General features: G+C 31.0%; 21 protein-coding genes. 3 read left to right on the top strand and 18 right to left on the bottom strand.

Annotated features, from left to right (window positions below; all coding sequences use genetic code 11):
* The first annotated feature begins 116 nt into the window (after positions 1-116).
* Positions 117-911 carry a hypothetical protein gene (locus C8N27_RS11215; protein WP_121147448.1) on the top strand — a complete coding sequence of 265 codons (795 nt, stop codon included), beginning with the start codon at positions 117-119 and terminating at the stop codon, positions 909-911.
* Positions 912-1,062: 151 nt separating this feature from the next.
* Here C8N27_RS11215 and C8N27_RS11210 read toward each other — a convergent pair whose 3' ends face one another.
* The 5 genes from C8N27_RS11210 to C8N27_RS11190 form a co-directional block, all read right to left on the bottom strand.
* The gene (locus tag C8N27_RS11210; RefSeq protein ID WP_121147447.1) at positions 1,063-1,443 is read right to left on the bottom strand and encodes a hypothetical protein; all 381 of its coding nucleotides are present in this window, start codon (positions 1,441-1,443) and stop codon (positions 1,063-1,065) included.
* Positions 1,444-1,647: 204 nt separating this feature from the next.
* A complete protein-coding gene (locus C8N27_RS11205; RefSeq protein WP_121147446.1) occupies positions 1,648-1,881 on the bottom strand; it encodes a DUF2188 domain-containing protein in 234 nt (77 codons plus the stop codon).
* 897 nt (positions 1,882-2,778) lie between these two features.
* Positions 2,779-3,696: a tyrosine-type recombinase/integrase gene (locus C8N27_RS11200; RefSeq protein WP_121147445.1), complete on the bottom strand. Its 918-nt coding sequence runs from the start codon at positions 3,694-3,696 to the stop codon at positions 2,779-2,781.
* Complete coding sequence (locus tag C8N27_RS11195; RefSeq protein WP_121147444.1) at positions 3,689-4,621, bottom strand: tyrosine-type recombinase/integrase; 933 nt, start codon at positions 4,619-4,621, stop codon at positions 3,689-3,691. The genes C8N27_RS11200 and C8N27_RS11195 overlap by 8 nt, the downstream gene beginning before the upstream one ends.
* 63 nt (positions 4,622-4,684) lie before the next feature.
* Positions 4,685-6,262, bottom strand: a complete 1,578-nt coding sequence (locus C8N27_RS11190; protein ID WP_121147443.1) for an MTBMA_p00010-related P-loop-containing protein — start codon at positions 6,260-6,262, stop codon at positions 4,685-4,687.
* 141 nt (positions 6,263-6,403) lie between these two features.
* Between C8N27_RS11190 and C8N27_RS11185 the strand changes: the two genes are divergently transcribed.
* On the top strand, positions 6,404-6,745 hold the full coding sequence (locus tag C8N27_RS11185; RefSeq protein WP_121147442.1) for a helix-turn-helix domain-containing protein: 342 nt from the start codon (positions 6,404-6,406) through the stop codon (positions 6,743-6,745).
* A 57-nt stretch (positions 6,746-6,802) separates the two neighbouring features.
* On the opposite strand, the gene C8N27_RS11180 is transcribed toward C8N27_RS11185, so the two are convergent.
* The 7 genes from C8N27_RS11180 to C8N27_RS11150 all read right to left on the bottom strand — a co-directional run bounded on the left by C8N27_RS11180 (position 6,803) and on the right by C8N27_RS11150 (position 19,416).
* Positions 6,803-7,252, bottom strand: a complete 450-nt coding sequence (locus tag C8N27_RS11180) for a contact-dependent growth inhibition system immunity protein (RefSeq protein ID WP_121147441.1) — start codon at positions 7,250-7,252, stop codon at positions 6,803-6,805.
* The gene (locus tag C8N27_RS11175; RefSeq protein WP_121147440.1) at positions 7,252-12,066 is read right to left on the bottom strand and encodes a DUF6443 domain-containing protein; all 4,815 of its coding nucleotides are present in this window, start codon (positions 12,064-12,066) and stop codon (positions 7,252-7,254) included. The genes C8N27_RS11180 and C8N27_RS11175 overlap by 1 nt, the downstream gene beginning before the upstream one ends.
* Positions 12,063-15,233, bottom strand: a complete 3,171-nt coding sequence (locus C8N27_RS11170; protein WP_147431726.1) for an RHS repeat domain-containing protein — start codon at positions 15,231-15,233, stop codon at positions 12,063-12,065. Before C8N27_RS11170 ends, C8N27_RS11175 begins: the two co-directional genes overlap by 4 nt.
* A 64-nt stretch (positions 15,234-15,297) precedes the next feature.
* A complete protein-coding gene (locus tag C8N27_RS11165; RefSeq protein ID WP_147431725.1) occupies positions 15,298-15,732 on the bottom strand; it encodes a hypothetical protein in 435 nt (144 codons plus the stop codon).
* A 76-nt stretch (positions 15,733-15,808) separates the two neighbouring features.
* Positions 15,809-16,990 carry a PilN family protein gene (locus C8N27_RS11160; RefSeq protein WP_121147437.1) on the bottom strand — a complete coding sequence of 394 codons (1,182 nt, stop codon included), beginning with the start codon at positions 16,988-16,990 and terminating at the stop codon, positions 15,809-15,811.
* Complete coding sequence (locus tag C8N27_RS11155) at positions 16,990-19,068, bottom strand: type II secretion system protein GspD (RefSeq protein ID WP_121147436.1); 2,079 nt, start codon at positions 19,066-19,068, stop codon at positions 16,990-16,992. The genes C8N27_RS11160 and C8N27_RS11155 overlap by 1 nt, the downstream gene beginning before the upstream one ends.
* A gap of 12 nt (positions 19,069-19,080) precedes the next feature.
* Positions 19,081-19,416, bottom strand: coding sequence for a hypothetical protein (locus C8N27_RS11150; protein WP_167444750.1), 336 nt, complete (start codon positions 19,414-19,416; stop codon positions 19,081-19,083).
* Between the two features lie 96 nt (positions 19,417-19,512).
* Here C8N27_RS11150 and C8N27_RS11145 point away from each other — a divergent pair, with 96 nt between their 5' ends.
* Entirely contained in the window at positions 19,513-19,923 is a 411-nt protein-coding gene (locus C8N27_RS11145; protein WP_121147434.1) for a type IV pilin protein, read from the top strand.
* On the opposite strand, the gene C8N27_RS11140 is transcribed toward C8N27_RS11145, so the two are convergent.
* From C8N27_RS11140 to C8N27_RS11115, 6 genes are read right to left on the bottom strand one after another with little or no spacing between them, the layout of a single operon-like run.
* Positions 19,920-21,044, bottom strand: a complete 1,125-nt coding sequence (locus C8N27_RS11140) for a type II secretion system F family protein (RefSeq protein WP_121147433.1) — start codon at positions 21,042-21,044, stop codon at positions 19,920-19,922. The genes C8N27_RS11145 and C8N27_RS11140 overlap by 4 nt on opposite strands.
* Before the next feature lie 3 nt (positions 21,045-21,047).
* On the bottom strand, positions 21,048-21,497 hold the full coding sequence (locus C8N27_RS11135) for a PulJ/GspJ family protein (RefSeq protein WP_121147432.1): 450 nt from the start codon (positions 21,495-21,497) through the stop codon (positions 21,048-21,050).
* Positions 21,484-21,825: a hypothetical protein gene (locus C8N27_RS11130; protein ID WP_121147431.1), complete on the bottom strand. Its 342-nt coding sequence runs from the start codon at positions 21,823-21,825 to the stop codon at positions 21,484-21,486. The genes C8N27_RS11135 and C8N27_RS11130 overlap by 14 nt, the downstream gene beginning before the upstream one ends.
* Positions 21,813-23,084: a hypothetical protein gene (locus tag C8N27_RS11125; protein ID WP_121147430.1), complete on the bottom strand. Its 1,272-nt coding sequence runs from the start codon at positions 23,082-23,084 to the stop codon at positions 21,813-21,815. The genes C8N27_RS11130 and C8N27_RS11125 overlap by 13 nt, the downstream gene beginning before the upstream one ends.
* A gap of 2 nt (positions 23,085-23,086) precedes the next feature.
* Positions 23,087-23,539, bottom strand: coding sequence for a hypothetical protein (locus C8N27_RS11120; protein ID WP_121147429.1), 453 nt, complete (start codon positions 23,537-23,539; stop codon positions 23,087-23,089).
* Between the two features lies 1 nt (position 23,540).
* Positions 23,541-24,938, bottom strand: coding sequence for a GspE/PulE family protein (locus C8N27_RS11115; RefSeq protein WP_121147428.1), 1,398 nt, complete (start codon positions 24,936-24,938; stop codon positions 23,541-23,543).
* Positions 24,939-24,980 lie beyond the last annotated feature (42 nt).

The raw sequence follows: 24,980 nt of genomic DNA, 5'->3' as shown, positions 1-24,980 counted from the left end.
GTGTTTTATGTAACCATGTTACGTTGGTTTGCTAACCAATTTGCTATGACTAGTCCAAGCTTTTTTATTGTGTAACCCGCTTATCTTTTTAAGGTGAGCCTCTAAATCTTTATGTTATGAGTAAGCAAAAAGGATTAATTAAGTTAGTAGGTAATATTGGTGGTGTATCGTTTTACACTTCTAATGGAGAGTATTTAGCCCGTATGGCTGGAGGACCTACAAAGGAACGTATACAAAGTGACCCAAACTTTGCACGTACGAGAGAGAACAATACCGAGTTTGGTGGAGCTGCCAAGGTTGGTAAGGCATTAAGAACCGCTTTGAGTGGTGTACTTCAGATCATGGCAGGTAGCAGATTAGCTGCACAGTTGACAAAGATTTTTAAGACTATTAACCTAAAAGGTGCAGGAGTTAGAGGTAAAAGGCCTATAACACTTTCAGCGAACAAAGAGTTGTTAGCGGGGTTAGATTTAAACAATAAGTTAAGTTTAACCTCGGTTTTTACAGCCCCTTATACCGCTAGTATTAATGCTGACCGTAATGAGGTTACTTACGATATTCCTGCTTTTACACCTGCTAATTTTATTGTTGCACCTACAGGAGCTACTCATTTTAAGTTAGTAGCTGCGGTGGGGTTAGTTTCTGACTACACATACGATGAGGGAGCAAGTACTTACGAGCCTGTAGTTGTTGAGCAAAACAGCATTGGTATTGTGGCAAGTGATACAGTAAAGCCTTTGGGTAGTAATAGCTCTGCTATCACGTTGACAGCTACCATACCAGGGGGCGTGGTTACTGATGCAGAAGTAAGCGTTATCTCTTGTTTGGGTATTGAGTTCTACCAACAGGTAGGCGGTACGGATTACATTTTATCGCAAGGTAATACGATGAAGGTTACCAACGTATTTTAGTTCGATTAACAACTTTTTTGTTGTACTAGCATCCTCGATTGAGGGTGCTTTTTTTGTGGAGATATATAGCACTAGCACTCGACCTAAGTCGGAACATATACGGCTTATATACGGCTCATGTAGGAGTTGTCTATATATAAGCTATAATATATTACCCCATTTTTAAGTCTAGTTTTCTAAATACGTCATGAGTTTCCTCGATTACTTTATCTATAATCTTTTTGTCTATACACAGAGATATTTCAGCTTTCAGTTTTTCTAACTTCTCTTTGTATTCTTCGGTTTGCTCTGTAAAATAATGGGTATTTATAACGTATCGTATTGCAGTACCTATATTGTTACTAACTCTTGATGCGGCTACTCTAAACTCATATTTTAATTCATTTAAAGATAGCATAGAGTTTTGTATTTCGATAGCTCTTTCAGCGACTTCTAAATCTCTGTAATATCCTGCTTCTGCATTTCCGCTTGCACCACCACGCCCACAGTTATAGGCTTTTCTTATTAGGTATTCGTAACTCATTCCATCCATAGTATTTTTGCTTTAGTTTTTACAAAGTTATTGTATTATAAAAACCATGTCAAGGAGTTTTTTTATATGGTAAGCGTTTTAAAAATTTAGGATTTAGAGGTAGTTGGTGTGGCTGGTAATCCTAAGTTTTTAAAATGGCTTGTTTTTCATATAAATTAAAAAGGGGAACACCTTATAAATATTCCCCTTAGTTTTTAAAAAAGATTACCCTTTTGGTGGATGTGGGTCATTTCCGTAAGTTCTTTCTTCTTGGAACTCACCATCTTTTTTATGAATGATAACTTGTGTGTTTTGTTGATTTTTGGCTAACTCAATCGTTTTTTTAACAACGTCTGCTTTAGTGTCTCCAACTACGGAAGCTCTTTCACCATTTTGAACTTTTCCTTTCCAAGTACCATCAGGATTTTTTGTTACGTGATAGGTTTTTCTTTCAGCCATTTCACTTGTTTTATCCTTTGTCTCATACCATAAGAGAGAGACTAATCCCCTTAAGGATTTTTAACTTTTTATTTTAAGTAAAGTTTATATATTTGCTCTCCCTACAAGAACAATTTTTTACTTAAAGTCAGGCTCAAAAATCCTTTTCAAAAGCCTGATTTTTTCATCTCAAAAACTTATCCAAATTATTTTAATTGTCATACTGGCACTTTTTGTAAACACCTTTAAAATTGAAGGTTAATATACTGACGTGGTGGCAGATACTTGTACGTTTTTAAAATGGCTTGTTTTTCATTCTGCTTAGAGCACCGGATTGTGGTTCTGGAGGTCGATAGAACGAGTTGTGTGCAAAAACTAGCAAAGATGTGAGCTTGCGAACACTTGTAGCAAGCGAGGATTTTGCGACGCTTTTTGTATGCAAATTCGGTGCGGTGGCATCCGTTTAATCATGTTTTTAGGGTCTTAAAACACACCTTGCTATTTGCGTAGCAACTATAATATTCTAAACGTAGTGCGCTGGCAGTAGCGGTGGCGTGCTGGGGCTGGAAGCGGCTATTTATACATAATGGAGTTATAGACCCTGGAGAGGAGCGTAAGAGGACTATAACTGCCCGTTATGTTAACATAGCTTTGGGTAGTTTATGGCTAGTGCGTTGGCTACAGCTTTTTGTTTTTTTACGTGGATACATGGAGCGTACAAAAATACTGCTTGCAGATTTTTGTGTGTGGAATGAGCGATGGACGATGCAAAAAACAATATGCTGTAATAGCCTTGGATGCCATAAAGTACAGATGCGGTGGTAAGTGTAGGCTTATTTCGACTACGCTCAATAACCATATCCATCCACCATAGGCCGTCTACCTTCTAAGCAGATGTCCCTTTGTATAATTTGCTTTTTAGCTTATCGGGTGGAAGTTGTTTACTATATCGTGTAGGTTTTCTAAATCGTCTTGCAGGTAACGCTCTGTAGAACTTATATGACGATGACCTGCTAAATATTGAACCTTTCGTAAATTATATTGTTTTAACCAATGGGTAATGACTGAGGCTCGTATCTGTTTGATACTGCTTACTTTTTGATTGTATCTTTTTAGCTTTTTAAAGAGTTCTTTTAAAAGATTGAACTGAGCACCATAAGGAAAAAGCTGACGATAATCTACAGGGTTTCTTACACTCTTTATGAGTAAAGGTCTTATTTCATTGGTATACTCGATAAGTTCCATTATTTGCCACGCTTTTAATTCTAAAGTTCGTGAGTTGCTACGATTGCAAACAGGTATATAGATCTTTCCTTTGCTGAGTTGTAGATGTTCTAACAAAAGTCCTTTAAGGTCACTGGTACTAAGCCCTTGATATACCATAAAGCCAACAATAATCTTATTGCGTTTGGCGGTTAATCTGCGATATGAGTTATCTATATTTTCGGTTTCAAAACTGTAATACAGATCTTCTAGTTCTTCTGTATCTAAGATGGTGTAGCTAAGTGGTTCAGGTGTTCCTTTGATGGTGGTATTCTCAACAGGATTGTCTTTTCGATGCCCTCCGTTTGTTAGGTAATTAAAATACGTACGTAAATGTGCTAGTTTACCATTGATAGTGCTCTTACTGTTCTTTTGATTTTTTAAGTAGTTAATGTATTCTAATGAACTTCGGTAAGTAATGGTGTATACAGTGATGCCTTTTGAGCTACACCAGTTCGTAAAGCTGATGACTTCTCTTAGTTTCGTTTCTATGGTTTTTTCGGTATAACCGAGGGTTTGTAAATAATTGGTAAAGTCTACATAATTGGAGGTACTTTTTTTGGTCTTATTCATCGCTAATTGTTTTTAATAAGTGTGTATAGAGTTGTGTAGATGCTAAGCTACTATGTCCTAAAAATGTTTTAATACTTTCGATAGGCACTCCTTTTTCTAATAGATGGGTAGCTATACTATGACGGAGTATATGAGGTGTTATCGACTTTTCTATAATCGCTTTATCGGATGTAGCTTTGGCTATTGCTAATACTCGATTGTAGAGGGTTTGCCCTGTAATTCTACTGCCTTTAGTACTGATAAAAAAAGCATCGCTACTATCAAAGTTGTAAAAGTTTGGACGAGCTTCGTATAAATAATCTTCTAATATTCGGGAGTTGTAAGAGTTAAAAGGAACAAAACGCTCTTTGTAGTTTTTGCTTTTACGGATATGGATGCGCTCACGGTCAAAAAGTACATCTTTAATATCTAGGTTCATGACCTCTGACCTACGTAGCCCACAACTATATAGGCAAGTAAGTATGGCTTTATCTCGTAAACGTATGCGATACCAAGTATGACTGTATTCTGTTGCCTTAAAAAGTGTTTTTATTTGTAATTGGGTTAAGATATTACTGCGTTCTTCTGTATCGTTTTTCTCTGCCATTAAATGAACTCTAAGGAGTGTATCAGCATTATGGGCTATTAAATAATCTCTTAGTTTTCGTAGTGCTGTTTGGTGCATATTGAGATAAGCGTTGCTTAAAGCACCTCCTTTGTATTGGTTGGAACGTTGTTTTAAATATTCGTAATAGTTACTTACTAAAGCGGGAGTAATAGTACTAATGTGTGTATGCCCTTGGGATTCTAACCAGTAAAAGAACTCTTGCACTTTTATAGGGACTAAATACACTGTGCCTTGAGCATAGCCTAAAATGTCTAACCACTCGGTAAAGGATTGTAATAGTGTTTTGTAATGCTTGTTATGTAGCTTTAATTTTTTCATAGTACGAACTATTTATTTTTTCTACCTCGGTTGACCTTTTTGGGGATTTTATGGAACAGTGAGTTAATTTGTTGTTTTTGTTTTAGTTAATCGTTCCGTTTTACTAGTGGAACGATTTGGAACAGTGGAACTGTTTATTTTAGTAATACATTCTTGTAACGACTTGCTTATTGCTTCTTCTAACTCTTTGTATTCATTAGGGTTTATTACTTCGTATCTGTATAATTTTTCTCCTTTTATTTGTACTGTTTTGATGTAGTAGTTTTCTAGTAATTGTTTATGATACCTCCATTGTGTAGTCTTTTTTACTTTTAATCGTTTACGGATTTCTATAGCTGTAAAAGTGGTTTGATTTTCTTTTGTTAGATATTTCTTTAATTCTTCTAAATAGTTTCTACAAGCTCCTGTGATAGTATCTGATTTTCTTAGGAGTACTTCAGTAATGAGTTCGTTTGCTTCTTGTATGTCTTCGATAGTAGTTTCAATATATTCTTCTCCTGTTTCTTTGTTGTATTGCTTCTCTCTTTGATATTGTTTGTAAAAAGTGATAGCGTTAATGAACTGTAGATAGTGTGCGTTGGTTCTTCTTGGTTTAAATACGGATTGTGGTAACTCTAAATATTCTGCAAATGGATTAATTACTTTTATTGGTTTTAGTACTCGTTGAATATTCTTTAGTAACTCCGCTGCTAAAAACTCTTGTTCTTCATCTACTTTACCCGCAGTAGCTAATCGCTGATACAGCATTATTCTATTGTCTTGTTCCTCGCTTTCATCTATATACAGTAAAAAACTACGGTTGCTATTATCTTCATATATACTTTCCTGAGTGGTACAGCCTGCTACACTTACAGGGCCTTCTACCGTAAGGTGTATTGTCTTCGTTGTTCCTTTACTGTCTTTATGTACTACCGTTTTTGTTATTCTCTTTTTAGATTGTAATTCTCGTAGTGGGTAGAGTACACTTTCTGCTCCGTCTAGATCTTCTATTAAAATAAGTTTGTGTTGTAATTCTGTACGATTGAAGTAATAAAAAGCATTTGCACTTAATACCGTAATTTCCACCTTATCTTCTTCTGGTATGAGTTCTGCTACTTTTGATTGTAGGTGTGTTTTTCCTGCTCCTGAGCTTCCTAAGCTAATACAGTGTAAGGGATTGCTAGTTTTACGAGAAGTAAATATGAGATACATCAGCAGGCGGTTTACGTGTTCACCTATAACACCGCTCTTGCCGATGTACTCATTTGTGTTAGCTAACAACTTCCTCTTTTTCAAAAAGGCTTTCGCTTCTTTTTCTTCTATAGCTGTGAGTTCTTTATAAAATGGTTTGTTCTCTTGTTCTTGTTTGTCCAGTAGTAAAAACCTGTAATTTTCTAACTCGTGAGTTAATTCTTGTAAAGTTTTTCGTACAACACTCGTACCGATGGTTAAGCGTTCTGCTAGCTTACGTACAAATTTTTCTACTTGATTATCGTTGTATAGGTCTATACTATGGCGTACTATACTTTGTGTTTTTAGCTTTTGAACCGATACCGTTACCCGTAAACTTTCTAATTTATTTACTCTAATACCTCCTAAAATGTGGATTTCTAAGTGTTTTGTTACATAACTATAGTTGTTCGTATTGGTGGTATCTAACATTTTTAAAAATATTTACTTGTTCATATTTGCATCAAAACTACTATATATAAATCATTTTACAAAATCATATCATGCTTTTTTAATTCGTTTTTGAACAGTATATTTGTGAAAATTGATTAAATAAGCATCATAACTATTGATATGAGTACATTTGGTAAGCGTTTACGTGATTGTAGAAAGGATAAAAATTTATCTCAAAATGAGGTAGCCAAAGCTCTTAATACTAACCACTCTGTTATTGGTAAGTATGAGCGTGATGATGTGAACCCATCTATTGATGCTGTTAAAAGGTTAGCTGAACTTTTAGATACTACTGTAGCTTACCTTGTTGGAGAAACAGATACTAACGAACTTCTTAAAGATGCTGATATGTTACGTAGATTAAAAGATATTAGCGAACTACCTCAAAAAGACAAAGAAGCTATCTTATATAATTTAGATGCTCTTTTAAGAGATGCTAAAACTAGACTAGCCTATAAATAAAAAAAACCATAGTTATCACTAACTATGGTTTTTATGTTTGTTATCAGAACAATTATTTTAGCTGCATTCTGAAAAGGCTTGTTCTAGGGCTAAAGCCAACTCTTCTATACTAGAGTTTAAAGGTAGAACTATTTGTTTTTCTATATCATAACGAAAACCTTTTCTAGAACCTAGATTATTTGAAGGGCTTATGTAATAATTACCTTCTTTTGTATACACCCCAACATTAAAACTATTCTTGTGATATTCTTTTACATTCTTTATTCCAGTAATACTGATGTTATCTTTATGAAAAAGAAGCTCTTTATCTCTTGGAGGTTCTAGCCCTAAAGAACTTAATTCTAGTACTTCTTTCAATCTTTCAGCTAAATCTTTAGAACTTAAATTATTATCAATAATAAAAGGAGGTACAGGAAAACTACCCCCATCTTTTATTGTTCTCAAAGGGTATGTTAACACCTTTCCTTCTTTAAACTTTAAAATATTTGCACTTTTAATATCTTTCATTAATCAATAAATCTAATTGTTACATTAATATCTTTATCTAAAGCATAATTAACTGCTTTTTGTATTTGTTCCCATTGCTTAGTTGAGCCTGCTCCTCTTTCTACAGCAAGTTCTAAAGCTTTACTTGTAAAGTCTCTTCCTTGTTGAACATCAGCAAAAGTACCTTTAGCCATGTTACCCCATGAAGCACCTTTAAAATTATCTAATTTATTAATATATCCTTTTAAAGTATTAAATACTCTATTTCCTTGCTGGTAACTCTTAGCTCCTAAATCTAAGCTCTTTATACTGGTAGCTACACCGTTCTCTAACTTATCTATAACAGGGAAGTTTCTTGCCCATCTTGTGTTAGCCCCTAATATATTCTCAATAGCTCTTCCACGAGCAAAACGGTTTAAGTTCCATACAGACTCTGCTTTTCTAAATAGGCGACCAGCTTGTACAAAAGCACCGCCTATCATTAAATCCATACTTAGTTCTCTGAACCCGATACCAACACCATTAGCTACTTGAAAACCAGATTGTGGATACATTAAACCAAAAACAGCGGGATCTATAGTACCTGATTTTGCTACTGCTAGTTCTCTTGTAGGAAGTTTACTTATTTTATTTAATAAAGCATCTCTTTCAGTTTTCTTTTGATTTTGAATACTTCGTATTTGCTGTAATGTATAAGTGTTTGTTTTCCAGTTACCAAAACCACCTCTGTTTGCGGTAGCTTTGTTACCTTCTAGGTCAAACATTAATTCTAGACCTTCTAAATCTGTACCTGAAGTAACATTATTTTCAGCATATGCATATGTAGAATTATATTCATAAGAAGGAGCTAATGGATCTACTTGCAAAAATCTTCCTAAAGTACGATCATAAACTCTATAACGGTATAGATGCCAGTCTAAGCCTAAATCTCTATCTAGATGTTGACCATGAAAAGTTTTAGTATTATTTTCTGCTCCTGTAATTCCATTATTATAACCTATGTGCTCAAGTCCAAAAGGATAGTAGTTTCTTTCTTGTAATATTTCCGAACTAGGAGTAATTATACCATCTTTATTAGAGTCGGTATAAGATAATCTTACATTGCCTAAATTATCTTTAAATTGATATACATAGTTAAATTCTCCAGAGCTATTACGCTCTACGTATCCTTCAGGATGACTAAACTGTTTTAAATTGCCTTTTTCATAAATAAATTTACCTGTATAGTCTGTTATGGTTTTAGCTCCATTATCATTTTTAACCTTTCTTATTTTAACCCCATTGGCATCATAAGTATAATTAACTTTACGAGTGTCAGAGTTGTTAAACTTAATTTCCGTAGGCATATTCAAGTGGTTATACTTAACACTTGTAATATTCTTATTAGCATCAGTAAGCATGTTACCGTTGGCATCGTAGGTGTATTCTGTAGCTAACTCAGAACCATCTTTAAAACCGTAACTAGCATTACCTGTATCATTTACATTTTTAAGCTGGTTGGTATTTTGGTGATACTCATAACTTAAAATATCCATATTAGCATAACTACTGCTGTTTTGCCAACCGTTTCGAGTTAAGTTTTTGATATTTCCGTTTAAATCGTATTGGATTCCTGATACATTGTAATTTGTATTTGGAGTTCCTGTTGCACTTAAGATTCTGCTAAGAGCATCATATTTGTACGAGTAAGACTTAGTACTGGTATCGGTGTTTAACGTATTCCAAGAAGTTTCGGATATATTCCCATTAAACAGGGGCGTAGCACCGTTTTGAGGCTTGTTGTAGTTGATAGTAAAGTTAAACAAATCGTTGTCATTTTTACCATCTTGGTTAATGTTTTTTAACCAACCACGTACGTTGTAGGTATAATCTACCTCTTGTAAAGTACCGCCAACCTTTTTGGTTTTTAGTTGCCCTAACTCGTCATACTCATTAGTTACAATAGTTTCTGTATTACTTCCTATTGTTTGTTCTTGCTTAGTCATTCTTCCTACATGGTCATACTCAAAGCTATCTATAGTTACAATGTCAGCTTTACCTGATTTTTTATGTGTAGTTTTAGTTTCTAACACTTTACCAGAAAAATCTAGCTTACTTTCTATAATATCAGTAGTCTCTAATTCATCATTTTTAGAGTACACATAAATAGGTCTTGCCTTTTTATCGTAATAGGTAACTGTGGTAATCCAGTTGTTTGTACCTAAAACTTTGATTTTAGATACCGTAGCTAATCCTTTGGTATTAGTTGTTACTGTTTGACTATATACTTTTGTAGGTGGGGAAAAACTACTTGGTACATCTATATAGGTGTCGTAGTAATTGATGGTATAAACTCCAGTAACACCATTAGGAATTGCAGTTTTAGTATAATAAATATCAGCTCCTCCATAGGTTTGTTTTGAGGTTATTGTCTCAAATTGAGTATAGTCTCCTGTAATAGCAATATTTTGTAAATGAGTTCTATTACCGCTATTTGACATATAGCCCGTATAAACCACTCTTCCTAAAGCATCATATTTAGTAAATAACCATTTGTCTTGAGCTTTTAAATTAGCATCCTGAGTTAAAACGGGTCTGTCTAACTTATCGTATATGATATATTCCCATCCTTTGCCTGGTATCTTCTTTTCTACCAAACGGTTTCTATAGTCGTATTTATATTGATAACACAACTCGTTCAACTCTATTGTAGTAGGTTTGTCTGTTTGTGCTTCTGCTTTTGGAGGTAACACATAGGTTAAGTTTTCAAAATCATCATATACATAATACGTATCGTGAGCTGTTTCAACACCAGATACTAAAGCATAGGTTCGTTTTAAAATTACTTGCCCCTGCTTGTTTTTAAACTCTTCAGTAGTATGTAACTTACTTGAGCTACCATCATGATTTTCATCTTTGGTAATAGTTTTAAAAAGCTCTCTAGCTTCATAATACCCATTATTCACTGAGCTAAGCTCTAGAGTAGGAGTATAGGTGTTATCAGCAAAAGTGGTAGTTATGTAGTAATTTTTAACCTCAGTAGCGATATTGGTATCATATACAAACTCAATTTCATATCCGTTCCCTAATTTCCAGTCTTTTCCTGGAGCAGCTTGTTTTAGTACTCTATTGAGTGGAGAACCATCAAACTGTTTTTCTGAATAAGCGTTTACATCAGGTAAACTTACGCCTGCAAAATCCTCGCTATGCTTTATTTGGTAATAGCTTTTTGTAGCTGTAGCTACATCACCAGTTATAATTGCTCCATTAGCACTTTCAACAGTATAGGGTAAATATTCTTTGGTTTGACGTCCAAATTCATCGTACTCTATATGGGTAACGATATCTTTAGGTATTTTGTTATTCGTTAAAACTCCTCCTGCTTGTATTGCTATACTTTGTTTGGCTCTTCCTAAACCATCAAAATAGGTTATACTTTCTAGTACATCTTTATTTTGCGTTATTCCAGTAGGGTTTGTCATGGGCTCTTGATACTTTCTTGTAAACACATAGTTTTCGTTGCTAAATACTTGAGGTGTGTAGCTACAACCATTGTTAGTACCTGCTTCATTTGGACAATTATCAGTATTGTTAGTAACATATCCTGCAGGTTTAACACTGTAGTATACGCTATTGTTTGGGTCTCCAAATCCATCTCCATCAGTATCTAAGTAAAATGTTTGTGGCGCAATATTGGTAATATTTACTGTGCTATCGTCATAATCATCATTATTACTTACATATCCGCTAGGAGTTCCACAAGCACTGGTTGTGTTATTGGCATCACCATAACCATCTCCATCAGTATCTGCATACCATGTTGATGGAGAACTAATACTATAAGTAATACTTCTTGCGCTACTCCAACAGCCAGAGGTATTATTTCTAGCTCTTAGATAATAAATAGTTCCGCTAGTTCTGGTAGTATTAGTACTTGAGTTGGATGTGCTGGTTCCTGAGCTACTACTTTGCCAATAATAAGTGACTCCGCTAGGAGAATTACCTTGCGTTAGTACCGTGTTTCCACAGTTTTTAGTGATTGTTGGTGTTGATGGAGTGCTTGGTACTGTATTGATACTATAACTTACACTTCTTGTACTGCTCCAACATCCTGAGGTATCGTTACGAGCTCTTAGGTAATAAACAGTTCCGCTAGTTCTAGTAATACTTGAACTAGAGTTAGAGGTACTAGTTCCAGAGCTGCTACTTTGCCAATACCATGTAATTCCACTAGGAGAATTTCCTTTGGTTAACACTGTATTACCACAATTTTTAGTAATTGTAGGTGTACTTGGTGTACTAGGTACCGTATTGATACCATAACTCACACTTCTAGCGCTACTCCAACAGCCTGTAGTATTATTTCTAGCTCTTAGATAGTAAATAGTTCCACTAGTTCTGGTAATACTCGTACTTGAATTAGCCGTACTGGTTCCTGAGCTACTACTTTGCCAATAATAAGTGGTTTCACTAGGAGAACTTCCTTTAGTTATTATTGTATAACCACAGTATTTCTTAACAGATGGAGTGTTTGGAGTATCTGGTTTAGGTGTTTCATCTATCTGTCCATCGCAATCGTTATCAATACCATCGCAAAGTTCAGGAGCTCCAGGTTTAATATTTGGATTGTTATCATTACAGTCCAAATCATTTGTTACATATCCAGAAGGTTGTGTGTAGGACTCTAGGAAAATAGCTGGATTTCCATAACCATCCTTGTCATTATCAGGATACCATTTGTTAAGAGTCCCATCTCCATTTGGGTCAGGTATAATTGCTTGCCCGTTAATGTTAGTATAGCTAAATAGAAAAACTACTATTCCAATAAAAAAATTTGATTTTATTTTTTTTATCATAGCCCGTTAGTTTTATAATGATATTTATACTCTTTTAAAAGATTCTCATCGGCATCTTTTATGAATTCTAATCGGTTAAATTCATCGTACTGATAGTAGATTGTTTGACCTCTTGGATCAGTAATACTAGTGAGCCCTATTAATGGATCGTAAGTAAAAGTCTTTATCTGAGCATTGGTTAATGACGGCAAACTTCTTAAATTATTTAATGCTGTTCTTAAACTTTTCTCATTGCAAGATTCTGAGTCTTTACATGTATCATTGTCTTGATTAGACAAGCTTTGAAGACTTGAAATTGTAGCTAGAGAAATATCAGAAAGCTTGGCGTTCTCGATCTTAGCTATGGGTTGTGTTTCATTATACCCCCAGATATAAACTATATGAGTACCATCTGCTTTACTTACTTCCACAGGATTACCCTTGTCATCATATTTATGATAAACTACTCGGTCTTCTAAAGCTTGTGAACCCTTTGAGGTTTGAACTTTACTTGGTAAGTATAGGTTTGAAGGATTGTGAATACTATCATAAACCGTTTTTTGCCAAGATAATAAAGTATTTTTTTTATACCTTTTTACTTCTAATGGTTCTGCAATACGATGTTCATCTATTAATCGTTGGTCATTTACATCATGCGCATACTTGGTCTCGGTTTTTAGTACTTCGCCTTGGCTGTTAGTCGTTTCTACTCTTGTTTGTTGTAAATGACTTGGGTTATCATAAAAATAATTTGTTTTAATAATTATTGGATTTTCACCTTTGTGATTAAATATTTTTCCCTCAGAAGAACTTAAATAATGCCAGTATGCATTAACTGTATAATAGATAACCTCAAACTGTTCAAGGTCTCTAGCATCTCCATGTAAACAAGTTGGTTCATAAAGCTTATTTACTATATAACTATTCATCTTTTTTCCTAAACGCTTATCTAAAGTATAATTATATGTGTTTTCTTTGAGAGTTATAAAGCTTCCTTTAGAGTCTTTTTTTAAAACTTTTTTTTGTTTTACTAATCCATGATTCCATCCTACATTGGTCCATTTGTTGTTCCTTAAAAAAGTAAATTCTCCTAATATATACTTTGCTGGGATATCTTTATTTATAATATATTCATATTGTTCTGCACCATATTTAAAATCTAAAGAACCTTTACTTACGGTTACATATTTATAAAAAGTTGTATTATTTCCTGTATTAAAAAGAGGTGTTATACTACTAGAATTTAATATTTTATAAATACAATCGGTTGAAGAACATCCTATGCTACATCCCAATCTGCTCTTACTTTTAGATATATAATATCCTTCATAAGTATTATCTCCTGATGAAACATTCAAACTATCTAATTTGCTATAGTAATAAAAAGTAGATTCTTTTTTACTGTCACTATTAGTAATTATTTCTTGTATTCGAAAACCTCCAACATTTTTATTCTCTCCTGCTTTTGTATTCTCTATATAATAACTTAGTGACGCTCTCACTCCTTTGCACCCATCAGAAGAAATAACAATGTTATAATTTTTATTTGGGAGTAGATTAATCTCTGTTGTTAAACTAGAATTTAATTCTGAAATATGGAAAGTGTAGATTTTAGCATTTGTTTGAATATCTATAATATCTAAATAAGCTTTAGATAATTGATTATTACATTGCATTTGATCCTGTATTGGTCTTAAGATAGATGTAAAATTAAGTTCAATTGGATAATCATTAGATGTTGTTAAATTTTTTGGAGTAATAAATGTTATACTACTTTCGTTTACTGAACTTGTAGGAGTAAGCTTTACCTCCGGAATATAACGTTTTTCAAAAGTGGTTTCTGGATTACCGAAACATGAATTAGGTTCGTACACGAACTCTGAAAAACCTTTGGTAGGATATGTTATTCTTTTTAACAAACCCATTTTAGCATAACTCCAATCAGGAGTTCTATCTGCTCCAATATTTCCAAAGGAACTGTTACTTAATTTAGGAACCAAATGGGTATTTATTTTTCCATTATAATACCCCCAGTAATCTTGACTAAAAGAATTACGTTTGCACAACCCTTCTTTGCTTATATATTCTAAGTAATACTTTTTTTTAGGATTTATATCATTTATACCTGTTAAAAAAACCCTAGAATTTGATGTTACATCATAAACTAAATCAAATTTCTTTATTTCTTTATTAGAAGCATCTAAAACTCTAAAACTAGAAAGCAACATATATCCTGATATTTCTGGGTGTTGAAAATTAAAATCAAAATTAACTTTACCATAAGAGGGGCTTTTAGCTTTGATTTCAACTAAGTTTAAAGCTTGTGAACTAAAAAGTTGATGAAATGTATTGTATACTCTTGGATCTGGACAAGAAACACCATTACTTAAACAACCTAAATCTATTGTTTCGTCTATGATACTATAATTTTCTGAAATACCTTGCGTGTAGTGGTATGATTTATTCTCATAAATAAACTCTATTTCGTCACCAAGAGGATGCATGATTTTAGATAGATACCAAGCTGTAACCCCTCTAGGGGTATAACTACTTAAATCTCCTCCCACTTTTTCGCTTCTACTCTGTGAATACTCTTTATCTGAAAAAAAATATTTAACTCCTTTAGAATCTATTATTTCAAATTCATTAGATTCTGAATTATATTTTACATCTAAAGACGATATTGTAGTGGTATAAAACTTTTTGTTTTTATCAAATATTAACTGCCCAGACTGCCCCATAAAATTAAACATATATATATCTGGTTCAGTATCAATAGCTTTTTCTGCTGCATTATAAAGAAATTGAAGGTTGTTACTATTTGTTACATCTGGAGGTACATCATACATTGCATAATCGTAATATGAATCAGGTAGTCCACGAATAATCCTTGTTATAGCCCCTCCTGCATTAAGACTCCACCCTAACCCTACAGAGGAAGTTATTTGATCAACTTTTATTCCATTCGAATTATAAGAAATAGAAATAGGAAGCGAGAGGTTCTTTGTTTTATATTCAAAAAAAGGGATGTTAACATTCGCAGTGCCTGTGAACATTCCTATTGGAATTTGACCATACTTCCCTAATTCATAACTTGTTGGTGAAGGTGGAATAATATTTGGTAATTCTTGTGTATACCCCCATACACAAAAGAGCATCATTACGACGCTTGACATAGTTTTTTTCATAAAATGTAATAGAAATTAAATTAGCAATTTGTTTTTTCTTTTATCGTTTGTAAAAGTATGGTTTTTAGTTTTTTGTAACAATTTTTTTTAATTGTATTTTTAGAAGTAGATAGTTTTTACTTGTTTTATAATCTTTCTTTTTATAAAAATTAATATTTTTAATTTCTCCCGATCCCTGTTGTTCTATATAGTTTAAAAAAGATAATAATTTATTAAAACTTCCTTTTAAAATTAAAGGATATAGTTGGACATTCATGTTGTTATCTATGACATTTATAGACGTATTGAATTCAATTAGTTCAATTTTGTTTTCTTTTTTGAATTCATTTATTTTTTTTAGAATAATTTGTTGAAAAGAGTTAGTAACAGATATGTTTTCTTGTTTTAAAATTGAGTCTAAGTATATCGATTTTTCTTTAAGTAGTTTTAGTTCAACAGTACTATTATTAATTTTTTCTTTTTCTTGTAGTAAATCACTGAGTTTTTTTTTGTAGCTCAATGTTTTAGAAACGTTGAACACATATATGAAACTCAATAATGTCAAGAAAGAAATAATTAGAATGATATTTTTCTTTTTATAACTCATTTTTTATAATTATTGAAAAATGAAATTTTGAAGTTTGTCTCGTGTTTTCTATTTCTAATTTAGAAACTTCTTTAACCCAAGTAAGTTTCTCTATTATATCTACCCAATTACTAATATCTGAATTGGATTTAAAATTACCACTGATTCTTATTGTTTTTAACTCGTTCTTTATTTCTTTCTTCTCTTTAATGGTATTTAAAAAAGGTTGATAATTCAATTCTGTCAGTAATATTGTATTGGGTGTAGTATAAGCAATCTCATCTATATATTTAGCAATGCTTATTGAGGAGTGATTTTGAATTTGATTCAATAATTTTTCTTTTTCTATTACTTCATTATTCAATAACTTTAGATTTTCCTTAGTACTGTTATTTATTTCTATGTAGCTGTTTAATTCTGTAATTTTTTTATAATAAGAACTAAAAAACAAAAAATTAATAAATAATATTACAAGGCAAAAGCTCAGAGCTGTTTTATAGCCTTTATTAAAAATCACTTTATTTTTAAAGCTATTGAAATGAGTTTTAGTATGGTAAAAATTAGTCTTTAAATAAAAACTTATAATAATACCTAAAGATAAAAGGTTATTATTGTTAATGTTCAAACCATTGATATCATAATTTTTATTATTGAAGTGTTTTGGGGTGATATTAATTACTTTTTCGTGTTCAATAAGTATTTTTGAATTGGACGTAGTAACTTCCGTTGTCTGAAATAAATTAGCAATTTCAAAAACTGATAGGTTTCCTAAAGAGAAGTCTAAAACTGAAATTTGATTAGAAGAATATAGCTCAATTAAATTATCAATGTATGACTTTCTTGTTACTGCTAAAAATATATTATCATTAGTTTTTTTATATTGATAATAGAATTCTGTACTATTTAAATTAGGGTATGCTAATTGAAATATATTTTGATAATTTTCAGGTTTGTTTATATTTTTAGTTAAAACTTGTAGGTTATTAAAAACTAAAACAATTTGTTGTTGTTTAGATTCCTTGAGAAAACTAATAAGTTCTTTATGAGTAGAAAAAGTTTTTTTGCTGTCTAATAGAAGCTCTTTTCCTTTTTTCTTTAACTGTAGAAAATAGTAACTTTCTTCTCCTTGAGGATTGAAAGTGTGTTCTACAGCACAAAATCTATTATTATATAAAAACCAATCTTTAAGCATTATTTAATGATTGTAGGTTTAATTAAAACAGATAACTTTTTTTTAGAGTCAATACGTTTTCTTTTACTAAACAACCATTTTATTACTGGTATTCTGGACAACAATGGAACTCCAGAACCCGAATCATTTTTTAAGTTTTCTTCCAACCCACCCAATATTACTACATCTTGATCTTTAACCCTAATGATAGATGTAAACTCTCTAGAGTTCATTCCTGGAGGAGCCTCTTTGTCTATTCTCTTTCCGTTAAAACTTGACTGGACTACATTAATACTCATTGTAATTTGATTATCTCCAGCTACCAAGGGTTTTATAGCTATAGATAAATCAGCGTCAATAGGAACATAATTTTTAATTTCAGTTGTTTGAGGGTTTTGAGAACCTATAATATCTCTCCTTGTAATAGCGTAATAAGAACGTTCTCCATTTGATAAAACAGCCTTGTGTCCGTTTAAAGTTGATAGTTTAGGGGTAGAACGAATTTTAATATTTCCATTAGCCTCCATAGCATTGATCTTTGCATAAAAATTAGGAACTACTTTACCTACATTTAGTGAACCAAAACCATTAAACCCTCCTATGATTTTATTAATAGTAGTTGCTCCAAGTGTTACATCAGCGGAAGGGAATAATTGACCAGTATTGTTAACAGGTTTTTCACCTAAGCCTAATTCAACCCCTGTTTCAACTGTTGCAGATTTATTTACTTCTAAAATCATTACTTCTATGAGAATAACAGGTACAGGCTTATCAATTTCCTTAATAAAAGATTTAAACTTCTCTATTTTTTGAGCATCTCCACTTATTATAAAACTATTTCTTTCAATATCTGTTTTTACTTCTAAATCATTTATTATCTCCTTTGGTAGAATATTAATTAAAGCTTCTGCTTTATTATTATAAGTATTGAAAGATCTATTATTGTTTCTTGTATTTATAGTTTGTTGTTGATTGTTAAAGCCATCCCTATTATAGTTTTGGGCATAGTTGTTATTACTTGTATTTTGATTGAAAGAAGAAGTATTATAGCTAAATTGATTCCTGTTATTCATCGGGGCAGCCATAATCTCAATAGACCTATGTAATAAAGGTACAGTTACCACACTCCTTAAAGAAGCCTGCTCTCTTTTTCCTAAAAAGTATAAATTTTCTTCTTTTTTATATGTGTAAGGAGTGTCTTCTAATAACTTATATAACAACCTGTCATAGGTTATACTGTCTGTTTTTATAGAAGCTTTTCCTATCGTTGTTAGTGAAGTGTTTGTGAAAATTCCAACATTTAAATCATAACCAATATTTTTAATAATTGAAGCTATATCAGTGTTTTCAAAATCAACACTTATAATTTTATTTATCGTATCGTTTACTTGATAAAAAAAGTTAGAACTTCGATATCTTCTTGGTCTTTGTTTTGATTTAACGCTTACTGTGTTTGATATAGTAGAAGCTTCTTCAAATAAGTAATAATCGTCTTTTGTTTTTGTAACTAACAAATTGTTCGAAAAAGCTAATTTATCTATTGCACTTTCAAAAGTTTTTCCTTGAATATAACCAGATATCCGTTTATTCCCTAAACCAATAGAATACACTAAGTTTTTACCTGTTACATCGGTTATTTTTTTAAAAGCAACAGACAACGTATCGTTGTTTAATTCAATAGAGAATTTATCAATAGTTGAATCATATTCTACAGGTATATTTTTTGTTTTAAAAATAGGTTTACGAGAGTGTTTTTTTATTGATAGAATATTTCCTAAAGGTTCTATTGTTAAAGAATACTCTTTGCATAAATACAAAAATATGTTGCTAACAGTAGCATCCGAAAAATTATGAGATAAAGAAAAATTATTTAGCTCAGGACCAATACTTACATTTACTTTATGAGTATTTGCTACTGACCTTATGAAGACAGGAAGCTCAATATTGTTAACACTAAAATCAACTTTTTTAGTAAGTCCTGGGATTTTTGTTTGTAAACTGTCTAACGTATGTTTCAGTTTGGATATTCTATTATTTGTTTGTTGTGAAAAAAGGATAGAACTGGATAATAAAAAAAATAGGAGTAATTTCTTTTTCAAAATATTTAATAATTAATTTATAGTAAAAGAGCTTCTAGTTTCTTGTGTTTGATACTCGGAGTTTTTTCCAATAATACTCCACTCATAATCACCAGAGCTTAGTTTTTTTGAGAATAAAGATTTTGCAATCACTGTATCTAGTACAGTTTTGGTAATGTTACTAAAGTTTGGGGTAATAACTTTTAAGTGATATACGTCTACGTCATCCAGTTTATTCCATGAAAAAACTATTTCTGGATCATCTAGCTTAACTTTATTAGCAGGAGAGACAATGGTGATTTTTTTATCTGAAATATTCTCAACGAATATGGCTTCACAATTTGTTAAAACTAATGCAGAGAGAAGCATCAATACTTTCTTTTTCATAAAAACTTTAAATTTCAGAGGCAAATGTAAAGAATTATTTCATTTTTAATACTTTTGACAAAAATCAAAAAAACAGAGATGAAATTGAAATTTTCAAAAAAGGTAGATGCTTATAACTTACAGGAACTTTTAGTTGTTTTAGTTATTATAGGAATTCTTATTTTAATAGCATTACCTTCTTTAATGCCACAAATTTCAAAAGCTAAAAGCATTGAAGCTAAAGTTCAACTAAACCATTTGTATGGATTGCAAAAAAGCTATTTCTACTTACACTCAAAATATTCAAATGATTTTAATGAGGTAGACTTTATTATTCCTAAAAATATTAACCAAGGAGGAACAGCTTATTATAGCTATGAAATAATTGAAGCTACAAATAACTCATTTAAAGCTAGAGCAACTGCTGTTAGTGATTTTGACGGTGATGGAGTTTTTAATATTTGGGAAGTAGACCAAGACAAAAATTTAAAGGAAATAGTAAAGGATTAACCTATAACGGTACTTAACTTAAACATTGGTATGTACATAGCTATAAGTATTGTAGCTACAACTATTCCTAAAATTAAAATAATTAATGGTTCTAAAGCTGTGCTTAACATTTTTGATTTATACTCTACATCTTTATTATATTGGGTTGTCAATCGCTCAAAAATAACCTGATTTTGGTTTGTTTCTTCTGCAACTTTAGTTAAAGAAATCATTTTTGAATCGAAAATAGAATGTTTTTTTATGCTTTCTGATAATGTTTTTCCTACTAAGATGTCATTTTCTATATTGTTTAAGGCTTGTTGCAAGGGATAGAAGTTAATCATTTTCTGTGTAAGTTGAATGCCATTTAATAAAGGAACTTTAGCACCTATAAGTAAAGAGAGTGCTTGTGTAAATTGAGCAACCTTTACTTTTTTTACAAATTCACCAATAAAAGGTAGTCTTAAAATTATTTTAGAACTAATTCTTTGATACCATAGTGTATTTTTGAAAAACTTTCTTAAAACTACTGTAATTACAATTACTAAAAATAGAACCCAGTAATAGTTTTTGAAAAAGTTTGAAATCATTATAATTTTAGTAGTAATCCAAGGAAGTTCAACATTATTTTGTTTAAAAATATCAGCAAACATAGGTACTACGAATTGTAACATAAAGCCTACAGCTAAAAATGCAGTTGTAAGAATTATAATAGGATAGGAGAGAGCGTTTAAAACAGTTCTTTTCTGCTCATTTTTCTTTTTGAAATAATTACCTAATTCTTCTATAACTTTATTTAGAGTTCCTGTTCTTTCTCCTATTTGAATTGAAACATATTCATAAGTAGAGAAAAGCTTTTTTTCTTGTAAAGCTTCTGAAAAATTTTTTCCAGAAATAAGTTTTTCAATAATAGATTCAATTAACTGTTCGTCTGTTTCTTTTTTTTGCTCTTTTGAAATTAACTCTAATGCATCTTTTAATTCCAGTCCAGCTTGTAAAAGTACATACAACTCTGTGTAAAAACTTTCTTTCTTTTTGTTAGAAAATGATTTTCCAAATAAGTTTATTTCTTTTTTTAATAACTTATCAAAATCAAAAGTTTTTTCTTTAGATTCTTTAATGTTTTCTATTTGAAATCCCATTCTTTAATTTATATAAAATGAAGCACTTTTTACTCTGTTTACAAATAATTTCTGATTATTGTAAGTGTTTTCAAATTCTAATTTTAAGGCGTCAATAGGCCCATTTATAACTTTCAAACCATCTAAAAAGAAAGTTTTATTATTAGTTTGAATTAAAAAGCTATCTTTTTTTCTGATAATTACTTTTTCCTGAAAAGTATATGTTATGGTATCTAACTCTTTTTCAAAAGAAAGAAGTTCTTTCTTAAAAAAAACAGTATTAGCTTCATTAAAATCTTTCCATAGTACCTTGTCTAAATTTTCTATGGTTTGTTTTTTGTTTAAGTTGATTTTAATGCTTTGTGTTTGTTTTTGAATCATTGTTAATACTAAAAAAGCTAAAGATATCACTATAGTTGATACAACCATTACTACAAGAAGCTCAGTTAATGTAAAAGCTTTAATTTTTTTCATAATCAATAATTTTTCTTGAAACTGTTGTATTTGTTTTTTTAGAGGTTATTTCAAATTCAATTTCATTTAAATTATTATTGTTTTGTTTAGAAATATGAATTAACCAATCTCCTTCATTATTGCTATAAGGAAGTTTAATTAATGCATGTTGATATTGATATACTATTTCACTTAGCTTTGAATTTGCCGCTTTAGTATTCTTACGAATTGTATTTTGCATAATGTTGTTAAGTATAGCTATAGCTATACCAAAAACTAAAACAATAACAATAGTTGCTATTATTACTTCATTCAACGACGATGCTTTTATTTTTTTTAATATAACCATTTAGCTATATTTTGATTATTAGAGTTTAAGTTCATTCCTACATATTGTGTAGGGAGTTTATTTGCGTTAATCTTACCGTTTAATATGTGATTTATATAAGTACTTCCTTGTTGGTTGGTTATAAAGTTTTTTGTTATTACCATCCCTTTTACTTCTCCAAGTAGTTCTAGGTTAGCTTCACAATAGACTTCTCCTGTAACTATAGCTTCTTCTTTAATAATTATTTGAGGATTATAATTGCTTTGTTGTAGTTCACTATTTTCTTTTTTATATATCATCACTCCTTTAAAGATGACTCCTTGTTTTAATTCTATTTTATTTTCTTTTTGATTTTTTTTAGCTTCATCACTCTTTAAAAGAAGAACCAAGGAGGATGGATAATTAATTTTACAGTTTTCATTAACAGTTATCGTTTTGGTAGCAAAAGCTTGAAAATTTCCTGTTACATTTTTTTCTAAGACGATTTCAGGAGCAATAAGAATAATGTCATTTAATTTAGCTGAAGCAGCAATTGTTATTTTTCTATCAGACCTCACTATAATATTACCTTTTAAAGAAATATTTTGAAGATAAATGCTGGAAGTTGTTTCGTGTAAAAATGTTTTTTTATTAAATGATTGTATGATATTAAGATTTTCTTCTAGCTCAAAGATTTGAATAGAGTCATTTAAATAGTAGTGTTTTAATAGTTGTTCTATTACTGCAGAGTTGGATATTTGTGGTAGTTTATTAGTGCTTGTATGTTTAACTCCTTCAATTAGTTTGTTGTTGTAAAATGAAGTACCTCCAATATTTCCTGTTTTGATACCTCTTTTAGGTAAAAAAACATCGCCTACTATTTTAGCATCTCCAACCATAACTAACGGAGTATTATTATCTTGAAGGTAAAGAGCTTTTCTTTTATCTTGCCACCATCCTAAAAGGCCTAGTTTTTGAAAATATTCTTGTCCTACTTTAGATGTAATAGATCCTATTTCGAAAAGACCCCATTTTTTTTTTAAAATAAATGTAGATTCTTTAATGTTATCTGAAAATTGTTTTGTTAAGATTTGATTATATTCTATATCTTTATTTGATAAGTAATCAAATCCGTAATTAACGTTTAAAATGGCTTGTTTGTAGAAAAGGTGCTTTACAGATAGTTTGTTTTGTAAGTTAATTAACAGGATGAAGGTTAGTAATATAATAGCAATGATAACTGAAATTACCAAAACATACTGTAAAGCACCCGCTTTTATTTTTGTTAACCTATTAAGCATTATTAACTGAGTGGAATTACTTTGTTGTTCCCTTTGTAATGAATTTTTACTTCTTTTTTATTACCAGAAAGTAATTTTATATCACTAGTGGATTGCCCTATTTTTAAAATGTTTTGATTCCCGTTTATGGATATTATAAAAGATTTTCTTTTATTGCTTTCAATTATTCCATGATAAATAATAGGAGGAAAATTTACTGGTTCAGCTACTTTTTTCTTCCTCCCTTTTTTCGTAGGTTTTGTTAGTGTTTTACCTAAAAATGGATCTCTTGTGTGTTTTTTAATAATGTAGTTTTGCTTTTTCTTTATTTTTTTTCTAGCAATGCTTTGTTTGTTAGTTGTAGGTAACAATATTTCTTCCTTAGGATTTAAGTAACCGAAAATTTGAAACCCAATTACTCCCCAAACAATAATAACAGCAATAATTAAAGTATACGTTTTGTGTTGCTTTTTCATTTTACGAGATTATTAGTGAATATACTTCATCAATTGAAGTAATTCCTTCTTTAACTAGTTCGATAGCATTATTTTGTAGTGTTTTAATTTTATTAGCTTTTAAATAAGTATCTATTTCTAATTCTTCTTTTTTAATAAATGAAATTATTTCTTTTGTAGCAGGTATAATTTCGTATATAGCTTTTCTCCCTTTATATCCTGTTTGATAACATTCTTCACAACCAACAGCTATAAAATGAGATTTTAAAATGTTATGTAATTTAGAATCTACTGATGTTTGTTCTTCTTTTTTGCAATTATCACAAAGTTTTCTTACCAATCGTTGAGCGATGCTTATATTTAGTGTACTTGCAATTAAAAAAGAAGGTACTCCCATATCTATTAACCTAGAAACAGTTCCCCATGCAGAGTTAGTGTGTATTGTTGATAGTACGAGATGGCCCGTTAAAGCAGCTCTAATAGCCATCTTTGCAGTAGCTACATCTCTTATTTCTCCTACCATGATTATATCTGGGTCTTGCCTTAAAAAAGTTTTTAAAGTACTTGAAAAATCTAAACCTATATCTTCTTTTAATTGAACTTGATTAACCCCTTCTAATGTGTATTCTACAGGGTCTTCTATTGTAAGAATATTGGTATCTTCTTTGTTTAATTCTTTTAAAGTAGCATAAAGAGTAGTGGTTTTACCAGAGCCTGTTGGACCAGAAATTAAAATAATACCATTAGGTTTCTTTATTGTTTTTTTATATGTTTTTAACTCTTCTATAGTAAAACCTAACTTGTTTAACTGAATATCAACATTATTTTTTGATAGAATACGCAATACAAGTTTTTCTCCTTGTAGCGTTGGTAAAGAAGACACTCTTATATCAAAATCTTCTGACTTTGTAGTTAAGTTGATGCGTCCATCTTGTGGTAACCTTTTTTCAGAAATATCCATGCTAGCCATAATTTTTAGGCGATTAATTATTTTGGGATATTCTGAGGCGGGAATAATATATTTTTCAATTAACTTACCATCAATTCTAAATCGTACTCTTTTTTGTTTTTCAAATGACTCAAAATGTATATCACTGCTGCCTATCTCTTTAGCTTCATGAATTATATTTAGTAAAAAATCTTCTGAATATTGTAAAGAAGCAGCGCTTTTTCGATTTCGTTTTCTGTAGTTTTTTTGTAAGTAGCTATCAATATTGCTAGTTAATTCTTCTTCTAAAATTATACTTTTTCCTAAAACTATTTGAAGCTCAGATTTTAGATTTTCTGTTTTATTAGAATCAGTTAAAAAGGTAGTACTGTTTTTCTCTGTGTTAATGGGGATTATTCTATATTCATAAGCCAGTTCAGAGGGAATTAGCTGTGATAATTCAGTAGGTAAATCAAAGTTTTTCTTTTTCATTAGAAAGCATAGATGTTAACAATATCAAACACCAAATTTATA

Source organism: Tenacibaculum discolor (assembly GCF_003664185.1).
Classification (GTDB): Bacteria; Bacteroidota; Bacteroidia; order Flavobacteriales; family Flavobacteriaceae; genus Polaribacter; species Polaribacter discolor.
This window is presented reverse-complemented; position numbering and strand designations above follow the sequence as displayed.